Source organism: Bradyrhizobium liaoningense (genome assembly GCF_018130955.1).
Lineage (GTDB): Bacteria > Pseudomonadota > Alphaproteobacteria > Rhizobiales > Xanthobacteraceae > Bradyrhizobium > Bradyrhizobium liaoningense_C.
In genome coordinates this window covers 17,886-42,988 of the sequence record NZ_JAFCJM010000023.1, presented here as the reverse complement: position 1 = coordinate 42,988, position 25,103 = coordinate 17,886, and the positions used below count along the sequence as shown (strand labels likewise).

Sequence of the window (25,103 nt, the reverse complement as noted above, 5' to 3'; positions counted from 1 at the left end):
TCGGGTAGGCCTTACCAGGCATAGCGGACGACGCCCTTGCCGGCGTAGGATCGCGTCACATTCGAGAACTCGCCTTCGAACGTCCCGATCGCGGACCAGCCGTTCATCCATTTCACCTCGGCCGAGGCCGTGGTCAGCGCGGAGTCGCGGGAAAGCGCGGCGCCGTTGACGACGAAGGCGGCGCCCGGCAGCGTCTGGAACACCGCACCGATGGTACGGTCCGGATTGAAATCATGCGCCCAGGCGACGCGGCCGCGCAGCGTGATCACACTATTATAGGCGGCAAAGGATTTGTCGGTGCGCAGGCCGAGCTCCGTGCGGGTGTCGGTCACGCTCTTGGCCGCGTAAGTGAGCGCAAAGGCGTTGGAGCCGACAACAGCGTTTTCCGCATAATTCGGCAGGTTGAAGTTGGTCGCCTGCAACGCAGCGTAGGGCGTCACGCCCATCCAGGGCGTCACGTAGCGATAGCCACCCTCGAGACGGCCCGAAAATGCGTTGGCGTTGAACTGCGCGCGCAACTGATCGTAGCCGGCCGCCGTGACGATGCGGTTGGTGGTGACGTCCTGCCAGCCATAGGCCAGTGCCGCCGTGATGTAGGCCGGGCCCGAGGTGTGGCGAATGAAGGCACCGGCCTGGAACAGATCGGAGTGGCCCCAGCCGAGGCCGTTGACGCCAAAGTTGGTGGCGCCGCCGGCGAGCGCGAAACCGGCAATCGTCGCGGGCGAGAAGCGATAGTCGAAGCCGACGGCGGTACCGTAGACGTTGCTGGTCGTGCTGCTCGAGCCGAGCGCGGCATTGCCGTCGGTGGTCTGCGAACCGCCAAAGCCCGCCGCCCATACGCTCCAGCGCTGGTCGAAATTGGCCGGCGATGCCTTGCGGTAGATGGAGGCAAAGGCGTCGCGCGCATTCTTGCCGGTCGACGCATAGGCGTTCGCGCTGGTCTCTTCGGCAAACGGCGTAGCGCCGGGAGCGCCGCCGCCGGCCGAGAACGGGTCGGTCAGGAGGCCGAGGAACATGTTCATGGCGTTGAACGTCGCCTGCTGCGACCCGGTACCAGGCTCGCCCGAGGCCTGTGTCAGGCCCTGGGGCGTGAGGTTGGCCAACGCCACGGGAATGCTGCCCGTGGTGTTGAAGACGCGCGTCAGGGCGTTGGCCACGTTCTGCTGGTTGATGTTGAGACCGGGACCGTAGTTCAGCGCGAAATCCAGGAAGACGTTGTTCGGATCGTAGCTCAGCGTCGCGTGCAGGTTCGGCGAGAGACCTGCGACGACCGGGTTGAACTTGTCGAGGACACCGCCGGTCGCGCTCAGGATGGTGTAGTGCTTCTCGATCGTGCCGACCGGAACGGCCACGACGGTGGTGCCGTTGAGCGTTGCCGAGCCAAGGACCGCGGTAAAGCCGCTATTCGGACCCGAGATCTGAACCATGTAGCTCGATGCGCTCGTCATCGAAAGATTGCCGTTGACAGTGAACGTGCCGGTCGGGTTGCCCGGCGCCAGCGTGCCGCCGTTGATGATGGCGTTGCCGATCTCGCCCTCGCCGCTGAGCGTGCCGCCGGCGCTGACCGTGACATTGCCGTTGATCACGCCTTGCACGGTGAGCGTGCCGCCGAGCACGTTCCAGTCCTGGTTGCCGACGCCGGTCACGGTCCAGTTGGAGCTGTCGACCTTGTTGAACGTCGTGAACCCGTCGTACTGGAGGCCGGTGCCGATGTCGCTGAGGAAGAACGTATCCTTGCCGGTGCCGCCGAGCTGGAACGTGTCGGTGCCCGAGCCGAGTACCTGACCATTGATCACACTGCCAGGGCCGAGGGTGAGCACGTTGTTGCCACAGCCGCAGAACTCGATCGCCGTACCGCCCGCGGCATTGATGGTCCCCGAATTGAAGACGCTGCCACCGCCGGCCAGAGAAATGCCGACACCGCCGTTACCGACAGTAATCGTACCGGTATTGACGATCTGGTTGGTGATCACTCCCGGCCCGTTCACGTCGATGCCGACCCCGCCGTCACCGAGGGTAATCGTCCCGCGGTTGACGACCGTGTTGCCGTCGCCGACCACGAACATGCCCTCGGCAGAATCCAGACCCAAAATCGTCCCGCTGTTCGTGATCGTGGATGACGAGCCTGCATAGGCGATGCCGGCGCCGGCGAAGCCGACGGACACCGAACTGTTCTGGGTGATCGTGGCGCGATCGCCCTGCACCGAAATACCTGCCCCGAAGTCGTCGGATATGATCTTGCCGTCGTTCGTCACCTTCGCATCGTCGCCGAACACGGCAATGCCAACACCGATCTGGCCTGCCTTGATCGTGCCGGCATTGCCGACGGTGGCCAAATTGCCCTGCACGAAAATGCCGGCGCCGTTCTGCCCAACGGCGATGGTTCCGGTCGCGGTGTTGGTGATCGTGTTGTTGTCGTTGATCGCGGCGATACCGGCCCCCAGCGCGGCCGCATCGCCGATCGTGATCGACCCGGCGTTGGTGACGGTGCTGTTGCCCGCGACGAAGATGGCATTCGAGTCGTTGAGCGCGGTGATGATGCCGCTGACTGTATTGGTGACGGTGCTGTTCGCGCCGGCAAAGATGGCCGAGCTCGAAGCTCCGGTCAGAAGCGAGCCGCTGTTGGTGATCGTGTTGTTGTCGAAGACCGTGATCGCCACGCCAGCGTCGCCGGTCGCGATCGTTCCGTTGTTGGCGATCGTGTTGTTGTTCACAGCCTGGATGCCGATGCCGTTGTCGAGCGCCACGATCCCGGCGTTGTTGGTGATGGTGTTGTTGCTGCCCGCGCTGATGCCGGTCAGGCCCGAGGCAACCGAGATCGTCCCGTTGTTGTTGACGACGTTGACGTCGTTGACGCTGATCGCCGCCGTGCCGTTGTCGTTGACGGTCGCGCCCGTCAGCACATTCACGGTCAGATTGTTGACGCCGCCGCTGGCCGCAAAGCCATTGATATCGAGGCCGCTACAGGTGACCGTCTGGCCGCTTGCCGCCGGATCCGGCGCGCATTGGGCATGTGCGGATGTTGCAGAAAGGCAAAGGCCAAGCAGGACCGCCACGACGGACGACACGGCCGTGCTGCGGCACAGCCCACCCTGCCCGCTCGATGGCAACCGACACCCCACCCCAACGCCCCTCATTCCCGGCGCCACCTGCGGCGACGCCGGTAAAATAGGCGACTGGTTCCCTCCGTGAAACTACGGACGCCCGGGAATCGTCACAACTGGAGCAGATTTAGGCCGCGATGTTGCAACCGAGCCACGTTTTTGGGGCTCGATTGTCATTTCGGGCACGCAAATGCCCGTCGGCTATTATAGGGGCAGACGGCGGCGCCGCGCGCTTTCGCCGGAATTGATCATGCCGGAGTGGCCGCGGTGGACCAGAGATGGTGATCTTCGCCTTCTGCATCGCCGCGGTGTTCGCAGCGATCGGCGGCGCCGCGACGCGAACGAATTCGTAGTTTTGCTCGGAATGAGTTGGAAAGCTACAACCAACAACCGGCGTCGTCCTGGACGAGCGAAGCGCAGATCCAGGACCCATTACCCCAGGACGTGGTTTGGCGAAGACTCGGGGTCACCAGCTCGCATCAGAACATCTCCCTGGGGTTATGGGTCCTGGCGTTCCAGGCTGTGCAAAAACTCAAGATTCGGAGAGCTCGATAGAACAGGATGCTCCACCCCCCTGCTTTCAAGCTCTTTACTGACTACTTGGTTCTCTCTTCTGTCGCGCAAGAGAATCAGATTCTACGTCGAAACGAGCGCGCTGAGTTTTTTTTACGGCCTGGTTCGCCAGGACGACAAGGGAGTGTGTTGCGACAGCGTCGCCGTCATTCCGGGGCGCGCGAAGCGCGAGCCCGGAATCCATAGCCACGGGATTGGGTTTGGCGAAGACTCGGGGTTAACAGCTCGCGCCGCAATTTCTCCCTGGGGGTATGGGTCCTGCGCCGGGACGACCCGAGGAGAGCCCTAGCGCCCCTCACTTATACACAAACGCCGCATCGTCGAGATTCGTCTTCGGAATCTCGTCCTTCTCGGTCCAGTAGTCCTGGCTGTGCTGCCATTCCGGCTTGTCGCCGCGCTTGGGCAACAGGTTCATGTTGCGCATCATGTAGCCGGGATTGAAGTTTTTCGGATCGATCCAGGGCAGGATCGGCATGTTGTGGTCTTCGGGACGCAGTTTTACCTCGACCTTCTTCGTGCCCTTTTCCTTCATATGTCCGAGCAGGCGGCAGACGAAGTCGCCGACGAGATCGACGCGCAGGGTCCAGCTCGCGCGGAAATAGCCGAACACCCAGACCATGTTCGGCACGCCCGTGAACATCATGCCGCGATAGGTGACGGTGTCGCCGAAATCCAGCGGCTTGCCGTCGATCTCGAATTCGATGTCGCCGAGCGTAGAGAGGTTGAAGCCGGTCGCGGTGACGATGACGTCAGCTTCCAACAGCTTGCCGGATTTGAGCTGGATGCCGTTCTCGACAAAGCACTCGATCTCGTCGGTGACGACCGACGCCTTACCGCTGGCGATGCCCTTGAACAGATCGGCATCCGGCACGAAGGCGATGCGCTGCCGCCAGGGCCTGTATGTCGGCGTGAAGTGCGTCTTGACGTCGTAGTCCGGACCGAGGATCGCGGCGATCTGGCCGATCAGCTCCTTCTTGACCGCTTCCGGATTCGAGATGCAGAGCTTTGTGAACGCATCCTGCTCGAACAGGATTTTTCGCCTGGTAATCTCGTGGATCCACTCCTCGTCGACCTGGAGCCGGCGCAGCTCCTCGGCGATCTCGATGGCGTTGCGGCCGATCCGGAAATAAGTCGGCGAGCGCTGCAGCATGGTGGCGTGCGCGCATTTGTCGGCGATGTTCGGCAGCAGCGTCGCCGCGGTCGCGCCGGAGCCGATCACCACCACCTTCTTGTTCGTGAGGTCTAGATCGTCAGGCCAGCTCTGCGGATGGACGATGCGGCCCTTGAACTTGTCCGTGCCCTTCCATTCCGGCGTGTAGCCCTCGGAGTGGCGGTAATAGCCCTGGCACATCCAGAGGAAGTTCGCGGTGAAGATCTTGAGCTCGCCGGTGTCGGTCGTGACTGCCTCAATGGTCCAGAGATTCTTCTCGCTCGACCAGCTCGCCGAATTGATCTTGTGCTTGTAGCGGATGTGCCTGTCGAGATCGTTCTCCTCGACCACATCGTTCATGTAGGCGAGGATCTCTTCGGCCGTTGCGATCGGCGGCCCGACCCAGGGCTTGAAGCGATAGCCGAACGTATGGAGGTCGCTGTCCGAGCGAATGCCGGGATAGCGATGCGTGATCCAGGTGCCGCCAAAACTCTCCTTCGTCTCCAGGATGACGAAGCTCGTGCCCGGAAGCTGTTTTGTCAGATGATACGCGCTGCCGATACCGGAGATGCCGGCGCCGACGATCAGGATGTCGAAATGTTCTGAAGCCTGCTTGGTGTCTTGGGCAGTACGAACGGCGACATTCATTGTTGGTTCTTTGCCTTTATAGTCGCCCTTGACGAGACGACGCGTTTCCTCGCGGCACGCGTCATGGTCACCCATCGCGCCCGTTTCTCAAAATGACATAGATCAAATCGCAATCAATTCACAGCGCCGCACCCCAGCTCCGCGCTGTCTGCAATATCCAGTCGCGATAGAGCGTGAGCGGTGTGACGCCGGTCAGTCCGCCGCAACCGTCGCTGCCGTTCGGTCCCGTCGACCAGCTGATCACACCGATGATAGCGGGACCATTCGGCCTGTCCTCGAATACGGGTCCGCCGGAATCGCCAGTGCAGGCGCCGATTCCGTCGCTGATACCGTTGGTTACGGGATCGACGAGACGAATCTGCAAGGTGCCGGGCTTGCCCGTTGCAACGAGGCCTGCAACGCGCGTCGCACCTCCGCTCTTGCCGTCGCCGCGCACGGTGACGCCGATCCCGGCGATGGTGAAGCGGCTGCCGACCTGGATTGGAATCTGCGGCGCGCCGACCGGCACCGTCGATTTTCCTTTCAGTGGAATTTCCAACTGCAACAACGCGACGTCGGCGGTGGCGCGATGCGACTGCATCGCCTGCATGTTGAAGCCGGGATGAATCGCGACCGTCCGGATATTCTGCAGGTCCGGTTTGCCGTCCGCGCCATAGGCGACGATCTTGTAGTCGGCACCCGGCTGCACGCAATGCGCGACCGTGAGAACCAGCTTCGGTGCGATCAGGCTGCCGCTGCAAAAATTCCCGCGCGAGCCGACGATGGTGACGACCGCGCGCGCGACGCCGTCGGTCTGCGGCGTGCCGCCGTTCACGATGGCCTGGGCCGGGGCCGCGAACAGCAGCGCCGCGGCAATGGACGAGAATGTCGCTGTCTTCATGGAGACATGGCATAGCCGCTGGAAGCGCTGCGGGCTAGTCCCGGCCGACGCAGCATGCTAGCCGTCATGCCCTTAATCAGCGAGGGCAAGACATTGGCGATCGAGGCGGTGATCTGGGATTTTGGCGGCGTGCTGACGACCTCGCCGTTCGAGGCATTCGCGCGGTTCGAGACCGAGCGCGGCCTGCCCGCCGACATCATCCGGCGCACCAACGCGGCCAATCATCTGGAGAACGCCTGGGCAAAATTCGAGCGTGCCGAGGTCGACATCGAGACCTTCGACAAGTTGTTTGCCGCGGAATCGCTCGCGCTCGGCGCCGAGGTGCGCGGCCGCGACGTGCTGCCGCTCTTGCAAGGCAATCTGCGGCCGGAGATGGTCGAGGCGCTGAAGCGCATCAAGGCGCAGCACAAGACCGGCTGCATCACCAACAATTTGCCGGCCAACGCGATCGGCAGCATGACCGGGCGCACGCTCTACGTCGCCGAAGTGATGGCGCTGTTCGACCACGTCATCGAGTCCGCCAAGATCGGGCTGCGCAAGCCCGACCCGCGCATCTACCAGTTGATGGTCGAGACGCTGAAGGTGGACCCCAAGCGTTGCGTCTATCTCGACGACCTCGGCGTCAACCTGAAGCCCGCGCGCGAGATGGGCATGAGCACGATCAAGGTCACGAGCGGCGCGCAGGCGATCGCGGAGCTCGAGGCCGCGACGGGATTGAAGCTTAGGTAGGCGACGTAGCCCGCATGGAGCGCAGCGCAATGCGGGACCAGCGGCCCCGGATTACGCTTCGCTCCATCCGGGCTACGACCGAGCAATCCGCTCCGGAAACGCCGCCGCCAGTGACGCACGGTCCGGCTTGAGCACGCCGCGTTCGGTGATCAGGCCCGTGACCAGCCGCGCGGGCGTCACGTCAAACGCGTAGTTCGCGACCGGCGATCCCTCCGGCACGATGCGCACCGTCTCCAGCCGGCCATCGGCGGTGCGGCCGGTCATGTCGGTAACCTCAGTGCCGCTGCGCTGCTCGATCGGAATATCCTTGATGCCGTCATTAACCGCGAAATCGATCGTCGGCGACGGCAGCGCGACATAGAACGGCACATTGTTGTCGTGCGCGGCGAGTGCCTTGAGGTAGGTCCCGATCTTGTTGCAGACATCGCCATTGGCGGCGACGCGGTCGGTACCGACGATGGCGAGATCGACCATGCCGTGCTGCATCAGATGTCCGCCGGTGTTGTCGGGGATCACCGTGTGCGGCACGCCGTGATGGCCGAGCTCCCAGGCGGTGAGCGAGGCGCCCTGGTTGCGCGGCCGCGTCTCATCGACCCAGACATGGATGTTGATGCCGCGCTCATGCGCGAGATAGATCGGCGCCGTCGCCGTGCCCCAGTCCACGGTGGCAAGCCAGCCGGCATTGCAATGGGTCAGCACGTTGACGGTTTCGCCGGGCTTCTTCCTCGCGGCAATCGCCTCGATCAGCGCGAGCCCGTTGCCGGCAATGCCGCGGTTGATCTCGACATCCTGCTCGACGATCTCGTCGGCCCGCGCATAGGCGGCTTCCGCACGTTCCACCGGATCGACCGGCGCGAGCGCCTCGCGCATCTCGTCCAGCGCCCATTTCAGATTGATCGCGGTCGGCCGCGCCACGACGAGCGTGTCATAGGCACGCTTCAGGCCGGCATCGGAACTGTCCTCGCGCATGGCGAGCGCCATGCCGTAGGCCGCGGTGGCACCAATCAGCGGCGCACCGCGCACCAGCATGTCGCGGATCGCCACGGCCGCGTCTTCGCAGGAGGTCAGCTTCGCGACGACGAACTCGTGCGGCAGCCTCCGCTGGTCGATCGCGCCAACTGACCAACCATCGCGCTCGCGCCAAATGCTGCGATAATGCTTGCCATCGACCTTCATCGCGACCCCTTTCGTCTCAACCCTTCAGGATGCGACCCGCCACCGCGTCGAGTTTCTTCAGAAGTTCCGGATCGCGTGCCTCCGGCGCCGTGATCAATGCGGCGTCGAGCGCGCGGTCCGAGCCGATCGGGCACGGCTCATGCTCGCGCGGGAAATCCCTGGCCAGCCGCGCCACCAGCGCCTTCGCGCGGTCCGCATTCGAGGTCAGCATGCGGATGATATCCTGAACCGTGACGGCATCATGGTCAGGATGCCAGCAATCGAAATCGGTGACCATGGCGACGGTCGCGTAACAGATCTCAGCCTCGCGGGCGAGCTTTGCCTCGGGCATGTTGGTCATGCCGATCACCGAATAGCCAAGAGTCTTGTACGTCATGCTCTCCGCATAGGTGGAGAACTGCGGCCCCTCCATGCAGACATAGGTGCCGCCCCGCGCGATCGCGATACCCTCGGCGTCCGCGGCCGCGGCAAGGTGAATGCGCAGCCGCGGCGACACCGGATGCGCCATCGAGACATGCGCGACGCAGCCCTTGCCGAAGAACGAGCTCTCGCGCTTGTGGGTGCGGTCGACGAACTGGTCGACCAGCACGAAGGTGCCGGGCGGCAGTTCCTCCTTGAAGGAACCGCAGGCCGACAGCGAGATCAGGTCGGTGACGCCGGCACGCTTCAGCACGTCGATATTGGCCCGGTAGTTGATGTCGGAGGGCGACAGCCGGTGGCCCTTGTCGTGGCGCGGCAAAAACACGATCGGCAGGCCGGCGATGCTGCCGCGCCGCACCGGCGCCGAGGGCTCGCCCCAGGGGCTCTTGATCACCTCTTCACGAGCGTTCTCGAGTCCCGGCAGGTCGTAAATGCCGGAGCCACCGATGATACCCAATACCGCCTGCGTCATGCCTGCTCCACCCGTGTGTATGGGAGCAAGCTATGCCAGTTTTGGGAGGGTTTTGGAACGGGGAACGGCCGTCAGGAGCGCGACGACGCTTCACACCCTCGGTGTCGTCCCGGCGAGAGCCAGGACCCATTACCCCAAAAGCTCATTTTGCGAAGATCGTCATCGGGGACTAACACCATCCGCAATCGATAGATTCCGCGGTATGGGCTTTCGCCAGGACGACGTCGGGGAGACACAGTCGCGTGTCTTGCTCGCTGTTTTTTGGCGAGAGCGGCTACGCCACCTTCACCGCCTGCAGCTGGTTCAGCACCATCCGCAACAACGTCTCGACCGACTGGAAGTTCTCCGGCGTGATCTCGGCTTGCGGGATCGTGAAGTCGAACTCGGCTTCCACGCCCAGCATCAGATTGACCATGTCCATCGAGGTCAGCCCGATGTCGACGAGGCGCGCGGCCGGCGCAACATCCGCAGACAACGAATTCTGCGCGAGGATGCCCTGCACCAGCTTGATGATGCGATCCTGAACGTCGGTCTCAAAGGCCTGCATCTGAAAGCTCCCTTATTGTTATAGGCCGGTCCTGCAATCGGCGGCACCATAGCCGCGCCGTCTTAGGAAACGATGACTCACGTTGAATAAAATTATACTTCTTCGAAATTGCTAACCCGATGTTAGGAATTCGGGGGTCGCCGCAAACCAGGCCTTAACTGTTCGCTTCGATTGAATTTTGTTTACCCTCAATTTCGTCGACGAATTTGAATTAAATCCGTAGCCTCTGGTTCCAAGCAAACATGGTCGGATGATCGTTCGCGCATCGGCTGGTGCCGATCGATCTTGAACGACGAACCGGAGGCGGACAGCATGAACGTGCGTGAAGCGACCCTTCAACCTGTCGACGATGCCCAGGCGAGTTTTCTGGACCGGATGCCCTCGCTGGTCGAGCGCGCCGGCAAGATGGCCAGGGCCGCCGCGGCCGATGCCGACGGCGTGGACCGCGAAGCCCGCTTCCCGCACAAGGCGTTTGAAGTCGCGCGCGCGGAAAAGCTGCTCGGCATCATGATCCCGGTCGAGTTCGGCGGTTTTGGCGCCTCGATCTATGACGTCACCGACGTCTGCTACACGCTCGGGCGCGCCTGCGCTTCCACGGCGATGATCTATGCGATGCACCAGACCAAGGTCGCCTGCGTCATCAGACACGGCCACGGCATTCCCTGGATGGAAACCATGATGCGCCGGGTCGGCCGCGACCAGTGGCTGCTGGCGTCCTCCACCACCGAGGGCCAGAACGGCGGCAATATCCGCGCAAGCGCTGCGGCGGTCGGACACGACAACGACATGATCTCGCTGGTTCGCGACGCCACGGTCATTTCCTATGGCGCGGAGGCCGACGGTCTCGTGACCATCGCGCGTCGCTCCGGCGACGCCGCCGCTTCCGACCAGGTGCTGCTGGCGCTCGCCAAGGACGACTATGCGCTGAAGCGCACGCTCGGCTGGGAAACGCTCGGCATGCGCGGGACCTGTTCGACCGGCTTCGAGCTCCGGGTCGACTGCCCGGCCGACCGCGTATTCCCAGAGGCCTATGACAAGATCCACGCCCAGACCATGACGCCGTTTGCGCATCTGTGCTGGTCGTCGGCCTGGGCCGGCGTCGCCGCTGCCGCGGTCGAACGCGCGCAGGCCTTCATCCGCAAGGCGGCCCGTTCGTCCGGCGGACAGATGCCGCCGGCGGCGGCCCATTTCACCGCCGCGAAAATGTCGCTGGCAAAGCTTCGCGCTCTCATCGCCTCCAACGTCGGCGCCTTCGCCCGTCACGAGCATGACGAGCGGGCGCTCGGCTCGCTGGACTTCCAGTCCTCGATCACGCTGCTGAAGGTCCAGGCCTCCGAGCTCGCGGTCGAGACCGTGATGCACGCGATGCGGACGACGGGTCTCGCCGGCTACCGCAATGACGGCGACTTCACCATGGGCCGTCACCTGCGCGACATTCTTTCCTCGCCGATCATGATCAACAACGACCGCATTCTCGCCAATGCCGCAACCTCGACGCTGATGAGCGGCGTGCCGGCAAGCCTTCACGATTAGAGAGCCTTCACAACTGACAAGCCTTAGCAACCAACAAGAACAATTGCCGATAGCAGGAAGTTAGCCCCATGAACGTTGCCGTTCTCCCCAGTTCGCCCGACACCGCACCGGAAGTCGTCGATCCGCTCGACCATCTCACCGACATCCTGTTCCACCGCATGGGCTCCGACGGCGTTTACGCCCGCACCGCGCTCTATGAGGACGTCGTGGAACGGCTGGCCGCGTTGATCAACCGGCATCGCGAGGCCGGCACCGAGGTGATGCGCTTTCCGCCGGTGATGAGCCGCGCGCAGCTCGAAAAGTCCGGCTACCTCAAGAGCTTTCCGAACCTGCTCGGCTGCGTCTGCGGCCTGCACGGCACCGAACGCGAGATCAACGCCGCGGTGAGCCGCTTCGACGCCGGCGGCGACTGGACCTCGTCGCTGTCGCCCGCCGACCTCGTGCTGTCTCCGGCCGCCTGCTACCCCGTCTATCCAATCGCGGCGAGCCGTGGGCAACTGCCCAAGGGCGGCCTGCGCTTCGACGTCGCGGCCGACTGCTTCCGCCGCGAGCCGTCAAAACATCTCGATCGGCTGCAATCGTTCCGGATGCGTGAATATGTCTGCATCGGCAGCCCCGACGACGTCGCCGATTTTCGCGAGCGCTGGATGGTGCGCGCGCAGGCGATCGCGCGCGATCTCGGCCTGATCTTCCGCGTCGACTATGCCAGCGATCCCTTCTTCGGCCGCGTCGGCCAGATGAAGGCGGTGAGCCAGAAACAGCAGCAGCTCAAGTTCGAGTTGCTGATCCCGCTGCGCTCCGAGGAGCAGCCGACCGCTTGCATGAGCTTCAACTATCACCGCGAGCATTTTGGCACGACCTGGGGCATTCAGGACGTCAATGGCGAACCCGCGCACACTGGTTGCGTGGCCTTCGGCATGGACCGGCTTGCGGTTGCGATGTTCCACACCCACGGCACCGACCTCTCGATCTGGCCCGCCAAGGTCCGCGACATCTTGGGGCTTCAGCCGCCGGTCGCGGTCGATGCCCATGGCGAGGGCTGGCGCTAGAGCCAATGCCAACATGGCGCAGACCATGGTCCGATGCCGCGAGATCAGCGAGTCCGACGTCGATGCCGTCGCGGACCTGCTGACGCGCGGCTTCGGCCGGTCCCGCGCCTATTGGATGCAGGGCCTGCGACGCCAGGCGCTGCGCGGCGTGCCTGAAGGATATCCCCGCTTCGGCTACATGCTCGACCATGACGGCGCGCCGGTCGGCGTGCTGCTGCTGCTCTACACGGCACGGAGGGACGGCGGCGAGACCGCCATCCAGTGCAATCTGTCGAGCTGGTATGTCGAGCCCGGCTTCCGCAACTACGCAACGATGCTGACGAGGGTCGCGCAGCGGCACAAGGACGTCACCTATCTCAATATCAGCCCGGCAACGAGGACCTGGCCGATCATCGAGACGCAGGGCTTTCAATCCTATTGTCGCGGATTGTTCTTCTCGTTTCCGCTCTTGTCACGCGCCCAGACCGATGTCGCGATCGAGATCGTTCCGTCCGAGGCGACGCGGATCGAGGATGTGTCGGTGACCGAGGTGGAATTGCTCACCCGTCATGCCCGCTACGGCTGCCTGAGCCTGGTGTGCCGCACGCCGGATGGCGCCCTTCCGTTCATCCTGCAGCCGATGCGCATCCGCCGCGGCTGGATCGCGCCGCCGGTGATGCAGCTGATCTACTGCCGCGACATCGCCGACTACGTCACCTGCGCCCGCGCCATCGGCCGCGTTGTATTGCGTCATGGAAAGATTTCGGTGAGCGTCGATTCAAACGGGCCGATCAAAGGGCTCGCAGGCGTCTTCACCGAGGCGCGCGGGCGAAAATATTTCAAAGGCCCAAAACCGCCCCGGCTTGCCGATCTCACGGATACGGAGCTCGTGTTGTACGGGCCGTAGGGACGCGTGAACGGCGGCCCGCTCTCCGCTGTCGTCCCGGCCTTCGCCGGGACGACGTCGGGGGTTCTCTGCTAGAATCCCGGTCCAACCGGAGGCTCTTCCATGTCCACCCGCAGCACCCATTGGGAAAACGTCTACGCGACCAAGGGCGAGACCGAGGTGAGCTGGTTTCAGGACAGTCCCGCCATCTCGCTCGAACTGATCAAGGCCGCCAACCCTGACCACGCCGCCACCATCATCGATATCGGCGGCGGCGCATCGCGGCTCGTCGATGCTCTCTTACGGGAGGGATATTCATCGCTGGCCGTGCTCGACCTCTCAGCCAACGCGCTGGACGCCGCAAAGACGCGGATCGGTCCCGCCGCAGCAAATGTCGACTGGATCGTCTCCGACGTCACGACGTGGCAGCCGGCAAGATCCTACGACGTCTGGCACGACCGCGCAGCGTTCCATTTCCTGACCGAGCCGCGCGACCGGGCGGCGTATGTCGAACGCCTGCAATCCGCCGTCCGGCCCGGCGGGCAGGTCATCATCGGCACCTTCGCGCTCGACGGTCCGGAGAAATGCAGCGGCCTGCCGGTGCAGCGTTATGACGGAACGAGCCTGGCGGCCGAGCTCGGCACCGCGTTCGAACTGATCGAGACGCGCAACGAGATCCACAGCACGCCGTGGAAGTCGACCCAGGCGTTCCAGTTCAGCCGGTTCCGGCGACGAGCCCCATAGTTCGCTGTCATGCTCCGCGAAAGCGGGGCATCCAGTATTCCAGAGGCGTCGAGGTTCGCAACTTTCGCCGCGGCGTACTGGATCGCCCGGCTTGACCGGGCGATGACCGCGAAAACGATTGAGGCGTCCTTGCGCACACGCAGCGTCAGTGACGTCTACGCCGCCAGCCGCACCGCGTGCGAATAATCCCAGTAGAGCTTGCGCGTCCTGGTGTAGAACGGGCCCGGCGTCAGCTCGCGATCGTCGATGCGGATCACGGGCGCGACTTTTGCAAAATTGCCTGACGAGAAGATTTCGTCGGCGGCCTGGAAATCGGCATAGCGCAGCGTCTTCTCGACCACGGTGACGCCATCACCCCGCAACAGGGAGATCACACGCTGGCGCGTGATGCCGTTGAGGAAGGTGCCGTTCGGCGCCGGCGTGTAGACGATTCCGTCCTTGGCCATGAACACGTTGGAATTGCCGAACTCCGCGACATTGCCGAGCATGTCGAGCATCAGGGCATTCTGGAAACCGCGCGAGGCGGCTTCGGCCAGGGCGCGCGAATTGTTCGGATAGAGGCAGGCCGCCTTCGCGTCGACCGGTGCGCATTCGGCGGTTGGCCTGCGGAACGGCGACAGCGTGATGGCGTTGCCGACGGGTTTTGGCATCGGCGCCTCGTAGATGCACAGGCACCAGTTGGTGGTTTCAGGGTCGAACAGCACGCCGCCGCCCGCGCCATTTTGCGCCCAGTACATCGGCCGGACATAGAGCTCGGCATTGGGCGCAAAGCGCGCGATGCCTTCACGAGCGAGGTTGAGCCAGGTGTCGGTGTCGACGACCGGCTTCAGGCCAAAATTGATCGCGGATTGATTGGCGCGGGCACAATGGCGGTCGAGGTCGGGCGCGACACCCTCGAAGGCGCGCGCGCCATCGAACACGACCGAGCCCAGCCAGGCACCATGCGTCCGCGGCCCCATGATCGGCACGTTGCCGTCGTGCCATTGGCCCTCGAAAAAGGTCCAGCTCGGCGAGTATTCGATGGGTTTTTTGATCTCGGCCATGAACGGGCTCCCCTTAAAATTCGTCGCTGGCATAGTACCGCAATGTGGCGGCACTATTGTCCCAATTTCTAAAGGATTTGCTGCGGGGAACTTGACCGGCAGACCCCGATTCTGGATTGCTGCGCCACAAGACTTCGCGAGACATCCCCGATGCCGCTCGATCCGCTTGCAAAGCGTTTGTTGACCATGATGGCTGCGGCCGGGCCCGCCGGGCGCAGCCGACCGAGCGTCGAGGCACGGCGGCAGTCGCTGGCAAAGCTGATGCAGTTTGCGCGCGCCGAGGCGCCTGACGTGGTGACGTCCGACGGCACCCTGCCCGGCCCCGGCGGCGATTTGCCCTACCGGCTCTACGAGCCCGCCGACGCGGCGGCCGCAGCGCCGGGTTTTGTGTTCTTTCACGGCGGCGGACTGGTCGCAGGCAGCATTTTGACCCATGACCGGATCGCGGCGGCGCTGGCGCATGCGACGGGCTGCCGGCTCGTCTCCGTCGACTACCGGCTCGCGCCCGAGCACAAGTTTCCCGCCGCTGTTGACGACGCCATTGCGGCGACCGAATGGGTGGCGCGGCGGGCGTCTTCGCTCGGCATCGATGCCGACAGGCTGGTGGTTGGCGGCGATTCCGCGGGCGCGACACTCGCCGCCGTCGTGTGCCAGGAGGCGGCGCAGAACGCCGGCCTCTCCATCGTCGCGCAATGCCTGATCTGCCCGGTGCTGGATTTCGAGGAGACCTCGCCCTCGCGCGAGGCGTTTGCCGAGGGGCATCTGATCGACCGTGTCACGTTAGAGGCCGATCTCGCCGATTATCTGCCTGACGGTATCGACGCCGCCGATCCCCGCATCTCGCCATTGCGCGCCACGCGGCTCGCCGGCCTGCCGCCCGCGATCGTCCACACCGCCGAATTCGATCCGATGCGCGACGAAGGCAATGCCTATGCGCGAAAGCTGCTAGCGGCGGGCGTCGTCGTCGAGCACGTCTGCCACGACGGCATGGTTCACAATTTCCACGCCATGGGCGCGATCCTGCCGCAGGCGCAGCTCGTGCTGTCACAGATCGGTGAGCAGGTCCGGCGCGCGGTCGGTTCGTGACGCCGTTCTTTGCCCTCTCCCCTTGTGGGAGAGGATGGCTCGCCGCGTAGCGGCGAGACGGGTGAGGGGTTTGTCTCCGCGGATAGAGACCCCTCATCCGGCGCTTCGCGCCACCTTCTCCCACAAGGGGAGATGGGAGGAAGCGCGCAATTTCACTTAAATTTTAGCTAATTCGGCAGCGTTCGTTAGGGTTACTTCGTCGATCTCTAGACGAATTATTGCCGGCTTTACCACCCGCCTCTAACACGAAGACGACGGCCAACGCACATCCAAAAGTGCGGCCCGTCATCGCGGAGGTGGACGATGCGCAACGAAACGATCGCTATTCACGCCGGCTACGAGCCCGAAGCCACCACGCACGCGGTCGCCGTTCCGATCTACCAGACCGCAGCCTACGCATTCGACAGCGCCGACCATGGCGCAGCGCTCTTCAATCTCGAAGCCGAAGGTTTTCGCTACAGCCGCATCGCCAATCCGACCTCCGCCGTGCTCGAGAAGCGCATCAGCGAGCTCGAAGGCGGCGTCGGCGCACTCGCGGTCGCGACCGGACAGGCCGCGCTGCATTTCGCTTTCGTCAACGTCGCCGATCATGGCGGCAATATCGTTTCCGTGCCGCAGCTCTACGGTACCACGCACACCCTGCTCTCCCACATCCTGCCGCGCCAGGGCATTGTCGGCCGCTTCGCCGAGAGCGACAAGCCCGAGGCGATCGCAAAGCTGATCGACGAGAACACGCGCGCGGTATTCGCCGAGACCATCGGCAACCCCGCCGGCAATGTCTGCGACATCGAGGCGCTGGCAAAAATCGCCCATGCCCACGGCGTGCCGCTGATCGTCGACAACACCGTAGCAACGCCGATCCTGATGAAGCCGTTCGACTACGGCGCCGACATTTCAGTGCATTCGCTGACCAAGTTTTTGGGCGGCCATGGCACGACGCTCGGCGGCGCCATCGTCGATTCCGGCAACTTCCCCTGGGCCGCTCACGCCGACCGCTTCCCGGCCTACAACAAGCCGGACGCTTCCTATCACGGACTCGTCTATGCCGAACGCTTTGGCAAGACCGCCTTCATCGAGCGCGCCCGCAGCGTCTATCAGCGCACCATGGGTTCGGTGATGTCGCCGTTCAACGCCTTCCTGCTGCTGCAGGGCATCGAGACGGTGGCGCTGCGCATGGAGCGCCACGCCGAGAACGCGCGCAAGGTCGCCGAATTCCTCCGCGCCGATCCGCGCGTCGCCTGGGTCAACTACACCGGCTTCCCGGACAGCCCGTACTATCCGATGGTGCAAAAATATCTCGACGGCAACGCGTCCTCGCTGTTCACCTTCGGCATCAAGGGCGGCATGGAAGCCGGCAAGGCGTTCTACGACGCGCTGAAGTTGATCACGCGGCTCGTCAATATCGGCGACGCAAAATCGCTGGCCTGTCACCCGGCCTCGACCACGCATCGCCAGATGTCGCCCGAGCAGCAGCGCGCCGCGGGCGTGTTGCCGGAAACGATCCGCCTCTCCATCGGCATCGAACATTCCGCTGACATTATCGAGGACATCGACCAGGCGCTGGCAAAGGCCTGCCCGTCGGCGCGCCTCCAGGCCGCGGAGTAGACGAGACCGCTGATGTCCATCTTGATCGACAAGGATCAGGGTGTGCGGAGCCCGGCGCTGGTGCCGGCGGCTGATGATCTCGCGCGCGACGACACGGCGCTCACTATCGGGCTGATCAACAACATGCCGGATACCGCGCTGAAGGCGACCGAGCGGCAGTTCATGAAGCTGCTGCAGGCCGCGGGCGGCTCCCGCCGCATCCGCTTCCACTGCTTCTCGCTGCCGTCGGTGAAACGCTCGCCGGAAGCGCGCTGGCATGTCGAAAGCGAATATTCCGATCTCGCCGACCTCAAGCGCCAGAAGTTCGACGGGCTGATCGTGACCGGCGCCGAGCCGGTGACGCCAAATCTGGACCAGGAGCCGTACTGGCGCGACCTCACCGACATCATCGACTGGGCCAAGACCAACACGCGCTCGACGATCTGGTCCTGCCTCGCCGCCCACGCGGCGGTGCTGCATCTCGACGGGATCGAGCGGCGGCGGCTGCCTGGCAAATGCTCCGGCATCTTCGATTGCGAGCCAATCACCGGCGATCCCTTGACCCGGGCCGCGCCCGCGCCGCTCAAGGTCTCGCATTCACGGCTCAACGAAGTGACGGAGGGCGACCTCACCCGGCGCGGCTACGCGGTGCTGACGCGCTCGGCCCGGGCCGGCGTCGACATCTTCGTCCGGCAATATGCCAGCCGCTTCGTGTTCTTCCAAGGTCATCCGGAATATGACGCGCTGTCGCTCCAGCGCGAATATCTGCGCGACATCGGCAGGTTCCTTGCGCGCGAGCGCGAGACCTATCCGGCCGTTCCGGTCAGCTATTTCGACACCGCGACCGAGGAGAAGCTGGCGCGCTTCGAGAAGCGGGCAAAACACCAGCGCCATCCGGCTCTTGCCAGCGAGCTGCCGGCCCTGAACCTGCGGTCCGATATCGCCGCCGGTTCCGCTGCAGCCGTGATCTTCAAGAATTGGCTCGGCTTTCTGGCCGAGGACGCCGCCACGACCGTGCCTGCGCGGTAGAAGCCGGCGGAAGCAACCTCATCAACAGGCTTGTCTTGGGCTGACAGCCATGCGACTGGCGATCAGCGCAGTCCAAAAGCCGATTCCGTCACGCCGATGCCCGTATCCTCGACCGCTCCGCAGACCGCACCGGAAAACGGCCGCGATGCGCTCTCCGTGTTGCATTCGGTGTTCGGGCTGTCAGGCTTTCGCGGCGCCCAGGAGCAGATCGTCTCCCACGTGACAGCCGGCGGCAATTGCCTCGTGCTGATGCCGACCGGCGGCGGCAAATCGCTGTGCTATCAACTGCCGGCGCTGCTGCGCCAGGGCTGCGGCATCGTGGTCTCGCCTTTGATCGCGCTAATGCGCGACCAGGTTGCCGGCCTGATCGAGTCCGGCGTCAATGCCGCCGCGTTGAACTCGTCGCTGACACCACAGGAAGCGTCCGAGGTGGAACGGCGGCTGATTGCCGGCGATCTCGACCTGCTCTACGTCGCGCCGGAGCGTCTGGTGACACCGCGCTGCCTGTCGCTGCTGACGCAGGCCAATGTCGCGCTGTTTGCGATTGACGAGGCCCATTGCGTTTCGCAATGGGGCCACGATTTCCGCCCGGAATATGTCGCGCTGTCCGTGATCGCCGAGCGCTTTCCCGACGTGCCGCGGATCGCGCTTACCGCGACCGCCGACGAGCTGACGCGCAAGGAGATCGTCGAGCGGCTCCAGTTGACGGACGCCCCGCAATTCGTCTCGAGCTTCGATCGGCCGAACATCCGGTACGAGATCGTCGACAAGCGCAACGCCGTATCGCAGCTCAAGGAGTTCATTCGTGAGCGTCACGCGGGCGATGCCGGCGTCGTCTACTGCCTGTCCCGCAACCGGGTGGAAGAGGTCGCGACCGCACTCAGTGACGCCGGCATTCCCGCCCTGCCCTACCACGCCGGCCTCGACGGGGCGTTGCGCTCACGCAACCAGGACCGCTTCCTCAACGAGGACGGCATCGTGATCGTGGCGACGGTCGCCTTCGGCATGGGCATCGACAAGCCGGACGTGCGCTTCGTCGCGCATCTCGATTTGCCCAAGAGCATCGAGGCCTATTACCAGGAGACCGGGCGTGCCGGGCGCGACGGAAAACCGTCCGCGGCCTGGATGGCCTATGGCCTCCAGGACATCGTGCAGCAGCGCCGGATGATCGACGAATCAGGCGCCTCCGACGAGTTCAAGCGGGTGTCGGTCGGCAAGCTCGATGCGCTGGTTGGCCTCGCCGAGACCGCGCATTGCCGACGCAAACGGTTGCTCGCCTATTTCGGCGAGACGTTGCGGGACGAGAGCTGCGGCAATTGCGACAACTGCGTCTCGCCGCCACGTTTGCGCGATGGCAAAGTGCTGGCGCAAAAGCTGCTCTCCTGCGTCTATCGCACCGGGCAGCGCTTTGGCGCGATGCATCTGATCGACGTGCTGATCGGGCGCCTGACCGAGAAGGTCACGCAGTTCGGCCACGACAAGCTCACCGTGTTCGGCATCGGCCGCGAGCTCAACGAAAAGCAGTGGCGCACGGTGCTGCGGCAACTCGTGGCGATGGGCCATCTGCAGAGCGACAGCGAGGCCTTTGGCGCGCTGAAGCTGACGGAATCTTCGCGCGCGGTGTTGCGTGGCGAGACCGACATCTGGCTGCGCGAGGAGACACCAGGCACGCGTATTCGCGCCAGCCGCGCCAAATCCCGCCGCGGCGATCTCGCGCCGGCGGCTTCCGCACCGCAAGGCGACGTCGACCCCGAGCTCCGCACGCGGCTACGCGCCTGGCGCTCCGACATCGCCCGCGAGCGCGGCGTCCCGGCCTATGTGGTGCTGCACGACGCCACCATCGACGGCATCGTGCGCGCCTGGCCGACAACGCTCGACGAACTCCGCAACGTGCCCGGCATCGGCGACAAGAAGCTCGAGCACTATGGCGAAGAGCTGTTGCGGCTGGTGCGGACGCGGTAGTCCCAGCTCGTCATGCGCAGGCTTGACCCGCGCATCCATCAGATCTTCGAAAGAAGATGGATTGCCGGGTCAAGCCCGGCAATGACGAGAGTTGCGCCCCACTCTCTCCTCGTCGTCATCCCGGACAAGCGAGCGAAGCGAGCGCTGATCCGGGATCCATACCGCGTGATTCAACTTGGGGCATGCGGGACGACGTTCTTCGCCGAACCACTCCCTGTGGTTATGGGTCCCGGCCTTCGCCGGGACGACGGCGGAGAAGAGGTGCGAGCCGGGCTCACTCACCCATTCCGGAACGCATACGCATAACCGTTTAGCGCCGGCGCGCCGCCGAGATGGGCGTAGAGGATCTTTGCACCCTTCTCGAAATGGCCCTTCCTGGCGAGATCGATCAGGCCCTGCATCGATTTGCCTTCGTAGACGGGGTCGGTGATCATGCCCTCCAGCCACGCGGTGAGGCGGATGGCTTCCTTGGTCTCGTCCGAGGGCACGCCATAGGCCGGATAGGCATAGTCCTCGATCAGCACCACGTCGTCGGCGACGATCTCCTTGCCGAGCTCGACCAGCTTTGCCGTGTTCTGCGCAATAGAGAGCACCTGCTCCTTGGTCTGATCAGGCGTGAAGGAGGCATCGATGCCGATCACTTTTCGCGCGCGACCGTCCGCGGCGAAGCCGACCAGCATACCGGCGTGGGTCGAGCCGGTGACCGTGCAGACGATGATGTAGTCGAACTTGAAGCCGAGCGCCTTCTCCTGCGCGCGCACCTCTTCGGCGAAGCCGACATAGCCGAGCCCGCCATATTTGTGCACGGAGGCGCCGGCCGGAATCGCATAGGGTTTGCCGCCGGCGGCCTTCACCTCCTCGATCGCCTGCTCCCAGCTCTTGCGGATGCCGATGTCAAAACCGTCCTCGACCAGGCGCACGTCGGCACCCATCACGCGGCTGAGGAGAATGTTGCCGACGCGGTCATAGACGGCGTCCTCATGCGGCACCCAGGCTTCCTGCACCAGGCGGCACTTCATGCCGATCTTGGCCGCGACGGCCGCGACCATGCGGGTGTGGTTGGACTGCACGCCGCCGATCGACACCAGCGTGTCGGCGTTCGAGGCGATCGCGTCGGGGATGATGTATTCGAGCTTGCGCAGCTTGTTGCCGCCATAGGCGAGACCGGAGTTGCAGTCCTCGCGCTTGGCATAGATCTCGACTTGGCCGCCGAGATGCTTGGACAGCCGCTCCAGCTTCTCAATGGGGGTCGGCCCGAAGGTGAGCGGATAGCGCGCGAATTTCTCCAGCATGCGAGGTGATCCCGATTTGGCGTTGATGTCGGGGAAGCGACTAGCATCGGTTACAGGAAATGTGCTCTCGAATATTGCGTCGATTCTGCGCTTTATATTGCGCAATTTTCGCCATGAGATATCATTTCTTCCGTAAACTAATTATACTACGGAAGTTTCTTCCATGTCCGCCCGACTCGACCGCACCGACCTTAAGATCCTGAGATTGCTTCAGAATAATGGCCGCCTCAGCAATGCGGAGTTGGCCGAGACGGTCGCGATCAGCCCCGCGACCTGCCACCGCCGCACCCAGCGCCTGTTCGAAGACGGCTTCATCCCTTCCGTCCGCGCCATGGTCGCACCGCGCAAGGTGGCCAAGGGTACGCTTGTGATGGTCGGCGTGGTGCTCGACCGTTCCACGCCGGAAAGCTTCGCCACCTTCGAGCAGGCGATCGCAAAGCTGAAATTCGTGCTCGACTGCCACCTCGTCGCCGGCGACTTCGACTACTTCCTCAAGATTCGCGTCGGCGACATGGAGGATTTCAACCGCATCCATGGCGAGCAGCTCATCGCGCTGCCCGGCGTGCGCCAGACCCGCACCTTCTTCGTGATGAAGGAGGTCGTCGACAACGCGCCGCTGGAGTTTTGAGCAGACCGCGTTTTCCAGCGAAGTGGAAACCGGTGCGCCTCAAGAAAACGCGTCAAAACAAAATCCAGAGCTATTGATGCGCGATGCGCATCATGAGAGATTCGTCCGATGCAGCCACTTCCCTTCTGCCAGCAAAATCCTGTCGCACCGGCCTACCGGCGAGGCTGGGTGGACGAGGCGGTTGCTGCGATCGAGGCGGACCAGTGTCGCACCGCCGACACCCATCTGATCCGGCTGATCGTACCCGCGCTCGCCGGGATCGACATCTATCTGAAGGACGAATCCACGCACCCGACCGGCAGCCTGAAGCATCGCCTCGCGCGCTCGCTGTTTCTCTACGCGCTGTGTAACGGGCATATCAGCGAGGGCACGCCGGTGATCGAGGCGTCGTCGGGATCGACCGCGGTGTCGGAGGCCTATTTCGCGCAGATGATCGGCGTGCCCTTCTATGCCGTGATGCCGCGCACGACGTCGGCGGAGAAGATCGCCGCGATCGAGCATTATGGCGGCAAGTGTCATCTGATCGACGACGGCCGCGCGCTCTATGCCGAGGCCGCCGCGCTCGCCGCGCGCCTGAACGGCCACTACATGGACCAGTTCACCTTTGCCGAGCGCGCCACCGACTGGCGCGGCAACAACAACATCGCCGAATCCGTCTTCACACAGTTGAAGGGCGAGCCACGCCCGATCCCGGACTGGATCGTGATGGGCGCCGGCACCGGCGGCACCTCGGCGACGATCGGACGGTACTTGCGCTATCGCCAGTATCCGACGCGGCTCTGCGTTGCCGATGTCGAGCATTCCGCCTTCTTCGATTGCTTCCGCAACCGGAACCGCACGGAAGTCTGCGAGCGCCCCTCGCTGATCGAGGGCGTCGGCCGTCCCCGCTGCGAGCCGTCGTTCGTCCCCAGCGTGGTCGACCGCATGATGAAGATCCCGGATGCCGCGACGATCGCGGCGATGAACGTGCTGTCGCGCCGGCTGCGGCGAGCCGTCGGCGGATCCACCGGTACCAACTTCCTCGCACTGTGCCGGCTCGCATCCGAGATGCGGAAGGCGAACGCGACGGGGTCGCTGGTGACGCTGATCTGCGATTCCGGCGAGCGCTACCGGCAGACCTATTACGAGCCCGCCTGGCTCGCCACACGCGGTCTCGACCCCGCGCCTACTGAGGCCGCATTGTCGTCGTTTCTCGCAACGGGCGAGCCGCTGACGCTTGCCGTCGATGACGCCGCCAATCCACAGCAGGCGCGCTACTGAACGTTATCTCAACCGCGCCCATTCTTGTCAGCGATGAACACATCCTGGTGCGGAAATTTTTCGAACAGCTCGGCCGGCTGACCGAAGTTCGTCGCGAGCACGTCCACCGGATTGCCCGCGATCCATTGCGACAGGTCGATTGTCTCATAGAGGCCGGCGTTGAAGCCGATCAGGATGCGCGCCTGCCGGTCGCCGGTATTCTCGATGGAATGACCATAGCCCTGCGGGATGTAGCCGACGTCGCCGCGCGTGAGCTCTTCGGTGCGGAAGCGGCCGTGCGAGCCGAACAGCGTGACGCTCACCGTGCCGTCGACGACGTATTGCCACTCGTCGGCATTCGGATGCCAGTGCAGCGTGCGCAGGGCACCGGGATCGAGATCGAGGATAACGCCGGTGATGGTTTTCGAAATCGGGAAGCGGCTGGAATCCACGCGCCACTCGCGCCCGCCCGGATAGGTCGCATGCGGCGGCTGCGCGAGCAGGCGATATTTGTGGGTCTCCGCCGGCAGCTTCCATCCCTGCAACGGCACCGACGGCTCGGCCGGCGGCTGCTTGCCGCGGGCAAAATACACCTCGTCCTTCGGGAAGCTCGCGAACGCCGCCTCCGGCAGGCCAAAGTTCTTCGCAAGCAGCGGCTTTGGAGCATGGCCGACCCAGTCGATGATCGAGAACGTGCCGAATTCCGAGAAATAGCCGTTGTCGAAAATCAGGATGAAATGGCACGGCTTGTCGCCGAGGCATTGCAGCATGTGGCCGTGCCCGCGCGGAAAATACCAGACGTCGCCGGGATCGAAATCATCGGTCTCGGCAAATCCCTTGGGATCGATCACGGTGGTGCGGACGCGCCCTTCGAGGACAAGTGCCCATTCGGCCGCCGTGGCGTGCCAGTGAAGCTCGCGCATCGCGCCTACCTCGAGCCGCATCGAGACGCCGGCGATGCCCTTGGAGATCGGCAACTGCGTGACGGTCGCTTCCTTGCCAAAACTGCCGCCGATCACCTTGCCCTGTGACTTCTCCAGGGCGAACTTGAAGGTCGGCAGCTCCTTGCCCGAGAGATCGGGATCGGGAACGTTGTTCATGAAGCTTGGATCGCCGGCCGCGGCAGGCTGCGCACCGCTGAGTGCAGCCAGCGTCGCGACGCCGGCAGCCGCGACCAGAAACTCCCGGCGCTGCGAATCGGACATGCTGCTCTCCCGCTGGCGTTTCTTCGTTTGGCACGGGCAGACATAGCACGGTTGTGCCGGCACCTCCATGCCACCCTACGACCGGCAGACGCCTGTCACTTTAACTTCACTTGCCTTGCGCGAGACTGCGGGCGACGGTCCGCCG

Annotated in this window: 20 protein-coding genes; 11 read left to right on the top strand and 9 right to left on the bottom strand. The window is 64.0% G+C overall.

The annotated features are described in order from the left end of the window. Window positions 1-11 precede the first annotated feature (11 nt). The 3 genes from JQ632_RS20150 to JQ632_RS20140 form a co-directional block, all read right to left on the bottom strand. Window positions 12-3,137, bottom strand: a complete 3,126-nt coding sequence (locus JQ632_RS20150; RefSeq protein ID WP_212404319.1) for an autotransporter domain-containing protein — start codon at window positions 3,135-3,137, stop codon at window positions 12-14. An 835-nt stretch (window positions 3,138-3,972) separates the two neighbouring features. Continuing rightward, a complete protein-coding gene (locus JQ632_RS20145; protein ID WP_212404318.1) occupies window positions 3,973-5,475 on the bottom strand; it encodes an NAD(P)/FAD-dependent oxidoreductase in 1,503 nt (500 codons plus the stop codon). A gap of 118 nt (window positions 5,476-5,593) precedes the next feature. Continuing rightward, the gene (locus tag JQ632_RS20140; protein WP_212404317.1) at window positions 5,594-6,355 is read right to left on the bottom strand and encodes a trypsin-like serine protease; all 762 of its coding nucleotides are present in this window, start codon (window positions 6,353-6,355) and stop codon (window positions 5,594-5,596) included. 93 nt (window positions 6,356-6,448) lie between these two features. Between JQ632_RS20140 and JQ632_RS20135 the strand changes: the two genes are divergently transcribed. Beyond that, window positions 6,449-7,084: an HAD-IA family hydrolase gene (locus JQ632_RS20135; RefSeq protein WP_212404362.1), complete on the top strand. Its 636-nt coding sequence runs from the start codon at window positions 6,449-6,451 to the stop codon at window positions 7,082-7,084. 72 nt (window positions 7,085-7,156) lie between these two features. Here the strand turns inward: JQ632_RS20135 and mtnA are convergent, their stop codons facing one another. The 3 genes from mtnA to JQ632_RS20120 form a co-directional block, all read right to left on the bottom strand. After that, complete coding sequence (gene mtnA / locus JQ632_RS20130; RefSeq protein ID WP_212404316.1) at window positions 7,157-8,260, bottom strand: S-methyl-5-thioribose-1-phosphate isomerase; 1,104 nt, start codon at window positions 8,258-8,260, stop codon at window positions 7,157-7,159. 16 nt (window positions 8,261-8,276) lie between these two features. Beyond that, window positions 8,277-9,152, bottom strand: a complete 876-nt coding sequence (locus JQ632_RS20125) for an S-methyl-5'-thioadenosine phosphorylase (RefSeq protein ID WP_212404315.1) — start codon at window positions 9,150-9,152, stop codon at window positions 8,277-8,279. A 274-nt stretch (window positions 9,153-9,426) separates the two neighbouring features. Beyond that, window positions 9,427-9,699 carry a phosphopantetheine-binding protein gene (locus tag JQ632_RS20120; protein ID WP_212404314.1) on the bottom strand — a complete coding sequence of 91 codons (273 nt, stop codon included), beginning with the start codon at window positions 9,697-9,699 and terminating at the stop codon, window positions 9,427-9,429. 312 nt (window positions 9,700-10,011) lie between these two features. Here JQ632_RS20120 and JQ632_RS20115 point away from each other — a divergent pair, with 312 nt between their 5' ends. From JQ632_RS20115 to JQ632_RS20100, 4 genes are all read left to right on the top strand, one after another. Continuing rightward, window positions 10,012-11,232, top strand: coding sequence for an acyl-CoA dehydrogenase family protein (locus JQ632_RS20115; protein WP_212404313.1), 1,221 nt, complete (start codon window positions 10,012-10,014; stop codon window positions 11,230-11,232). A 68-nt stretch (window positions 11,233-11,300) separates the two neighbouring features. Then, window positions 11,301-12,281, top strand: coding sequence for an amino acid--[acyl-carrier-protein] ligase (locus JQ632_RS20110; protein WP_212404312.1), 981 nt, complete (start codon window positions 11,301-11,303; stop codon window positions 12,279-12,281). 13 nt (window positions 12,282-12,294) lie between these two features. Beyond that, window positions 12,295-13,167, top strand: coding sequence for an acyl-CoA acyltransferase (locus JQ632_RS20105; RefSeq protein WP_212404311.1), 873 nt, complete (start codon window positions 12,295-12,297; stop codon window positions 13,165-13,167). A 102-nt stretch (window positions 13,168-13,269) separates the two neighbouring features. Beyond that, complete coding sequence (locus JQ632_RS20100) at window positions 13,270-13,890, top strand: trans-aconitate 2-methyltransferase (protein WP_212404310.1); 621 nt, start codon at window positions 13,270-13,272, stop codon at window positions 13,888-13,890. 155 nt (window positions 13,891-14,045) lie between these two features. Here the strand turns inward: JQ632_RS20100 and JQ632_RS20095 are convergent, their stop codons facing one another. After that, window positions 14,046-14,933: a branched-chain amino acid aminotransferase gene (locus tag JQ632_RS20095; RefSeq protein WP_212404309.1), complete on the bottom strand. Its 888-nt coding sequence runs from the start codon at window positions 14,931-14,933 to the stop codon at window positions 14,046-14,048. Between the two features lie 150 nt (window positions 14,934-15,083). Between JQ632_RS20095 and JQ632_RS20090 the strand changes: the two genes are divergently transcribed. From JQ632_RS20090 to recQ, 4 genes are all read left to right on the top strand, one after another. Next, complete coding sequence (locus JQ632_RS20090; RefSeq protein WP_212404308.1) at window positions 15,084-16,019, top strand: alpha/beta hydrolase; 936 nt, start codon at window positions 15,084-15,086, stop codon at window positions 16,017-16,019. 303 nt (window positions 16,020-16,322) lie between these two features. Next, entirely contained in the window at window positions 16,323-17,624 is a 1,302-nt protein-coding gene (locus JQ632_RS20085) for an O-acetylhomoserine aminocarboxypropyltransferase/cysteine synthase family protein (protein WP_212404307.1), read from the top strand. A 12-nt stretch (window positions 17,625-17,636) separates the two neighbouring features. Next, entirely contained in the window at window positions 17,637-18,632 is a 996-nt protein-coding gene (locus JQ632_RS20080; RefSeq protein ID WP_212404306.1) for a homoserine O-succinyltransferase, read from the top strand. 96 nt (window positions 18,633-18,728) lie between these two features. After that, window positions 18,729-20,594, top strand: coding sequence for a DNA helicase RecQ (gene recQ / locus JQ632_RS20075; protein WP_212404305.1), 1,866 nt, complete (start codon window positions 18,729-18,731; stop codon window positions 20,592-20,594). 278 nt (window positions 20,595-20,872) lie between these two features. Here the strand turns inward: recQ and JQ632_RS20070 are convergent, their stop codons facing one another. Beyond that, window positions 20,873-21,886, bottom strand: coding sequence for a 1-aminocyclopropane-1-carboxylate deaminase (locus JQ632_RS20070; protein ID WP_212404304.1), 1,014 nt, complete (start codon window positions 21,884-21,886; stop codon window positions 20,873-20,875). 163 nt (window positions 21,887-22,049) lie between these two features. Between JQ632_RS20070 and JQ632_RS20065 the strand changes: the two genes are divergently transcribed. Together JQ632_RS20065 and JQ632_RS20060 are read left to right on the top strand one after the other, a co-directional pair. Beyond that, window positions 22,050-22,514 carry an Lrp/AsnC family transcriptional regulator gene (locus tag JQ632_RS20065; protein ID WP_212404303.1) on the top strand — a complete coding sequence of 155 codons (465 nt, stop codon included), beginning with the start codon at window positions 22,050-22,052 and terminating at the stop codon, window positions 22,512-22,514. Window positions 22,515-22,622: 108 nt separating this feature from the next. Next, on the top strand, window positions 22,623-23,774 hold the full coding sequence (locus JQ632_RS20060; protein WP_212404302.1) for a PLP-dependent cysteine synthase family protein: 1,152 nt from the start codon (window positions 22,623-22,625) through the stop codon (window positions 23,772-23,774). A gap of 8 nt (window positions 23,775-23,782) precedes the next feature. On the opposite strand, the gene JQ632_RS20055 is transcribed toward JQ632_RS20060, so the two are convergent. After that, the gene (locus JQ632_RS20055; RefSeq protein ID WP_212404301.1) at window positions 23,783-24,958 is read right to left on the bottom strand and encodes a cupin domain-containing protein; all 1,176 of its coding nucleotides are present in this window, start codon (window positions 24,956-24,958) and stop codon (window positions 23,783-23,785) included. Window positions 24,959-25,103 lie beyond the last annotated feature (145 nt).

What these genes read in the sequence shown, in the direction of transcription:
- JQ632_RS20150 (WP_212404319.1), bottom strand. Translation starts at nt 3,137, where the DNA reads ATGAGGGGCGTTGGGGTGGGGTGTCGGTTGCCATCGAGCGGGCAGGGT.
- JQ632_RS20145 (WP_212404318.1), bottom strand. Translation starts at nt 5,475, where the DNA reads ATGAATGTCGCCGTTCGTACTGCCCAAGACACCAAGCAGGCTTCAGAA.
- JQ632_RS20140 (WP_212404317.1), bottom strand. Translation starts at nt 6,355, where the DNA reads ATGAAGACAGCGACATTCTCGTCCATTGCCGCGGCGCTGCTGTTCGCG.
- mtnA (WP_212404316.1), bottom strand. Translation starts at nt 8,260, where the DNA reads ATGAAGGTCGATGGCAAGCATTATCGCAGCATTTGGCGCGAGCGCGAT.
- JQ632_RS20125 (WP_212404315.1), bottom strand. Translation starts at nt 9,152, where the DNA reads ATGACGCAGGCGGTATTGGGTATCATCGGTGGCTCCGGCATTTACGAC.
- JQ632_RS20120 (WP_212404314.1), bottom strand. Translation starts at nt 9,699, where the DNA reads ATGCAGGCCTTTGAGACCGACGTTCAGGATCGCATCATCAAGCTGGTG.
- JQ632_RS20115 (WP_212404313.1), top strand. Translation starts at nt 10,012, where the DNA reads ATGAACGTGCGTGAAGCGACCCTTCAACCTGTCGACGATGCCCAGGCG.
- JQ632_RS20110 (WP_212404312.1), top strand. Translation starts at nt 11,301, where the DNA reads ATGAACGTTGCCGTTCTCCCCAGTTCGCCCGACACCGCACCGGAAGTC.
- JQ632_RS20105 (WP_212404311.1), top strand. Translation starts at nt 12,295, where the DNA reads ATGGCGCAGACCATGGTCCGATGCCGCGAGATCAGCGAGTCCGACGTC.
- JQ632_RS20100 (WP_212404310.1), top strand. Translation starts at nt 13,270, where the DNA reads ATGTCCACCCGCAGCACCCATTGGGAAAACGTCTACGCGACCAAGGGC.
- JQ632_RS20095 (WP_212404309.1), bottom strand. Translation starts at nt 14,933, where the DNA reads ATGGCCGAGATCAAAAAACCCATCGAATACTCGCCGAGCTGGACCTTT.
- JQ632_RS20090 (WP_212404308.1), top strand. Translation starts at nt 15,084, where the DNA reads ATGCCGCTCGATCCGCTTGCAAAGCGTTTGTTGACCATGATGGCTGCG.
- JQ632_RS20085 (WP_212404307.1), top strand. Translation starts at nt 16,323, where the DNA reads ATGCGCAACGAAACGATCGCTATTCACGCCGGCTACGAGCCCGAAGCC.
- JQ632_RS20080 (WP_212404306.1), top strand. Translation starts at nt 17,637, where the DNA reads ATGTCCATCTTGATCGACAAGGATCAGGGTGTGCGGAGCCCGGCGCTG.
- recQ (WP_212404305.1), top strand. Translation starts at nt 18,729, where the DNA reads ATGCCCGTATCCTCGACCGCTCCGCAGACCGCACCGGAAAACGGCCGC.
- JQ632_RS20070 (WP_212404304.1), bottom strand. Translation starts at nt 21,886, where the DNA reads ATGCTGGAGAAATTCGCGCGCTATCCGCTCACCTTCGGGCCGACCCCC.
- JQ632_RS20065 (WP_212404303.1), top strand. Translation starts at nt 22,050, where the DNA reads ATGTCCGCCCGACTCGACCGCACCGACCTTAAGATCCTGAGATTGCTT.
- JQ632_RS20060 (WP_212404302.1), top strand. Translation starts at nt 22,623, where the DNA reads ATGCAGCCACTTCCCTTCTGCCAGCAAAATCCTGTCGCACCGGCCTAC.
- JQ632_RS20055 (WP_212404301.1), bottom strand. Translation starts at nt 24,958, where the DNA reads ATGTCCGATTCGCAGCGCCGGGAGTTTCTGGTCGCGGCTGCCGGCGTC.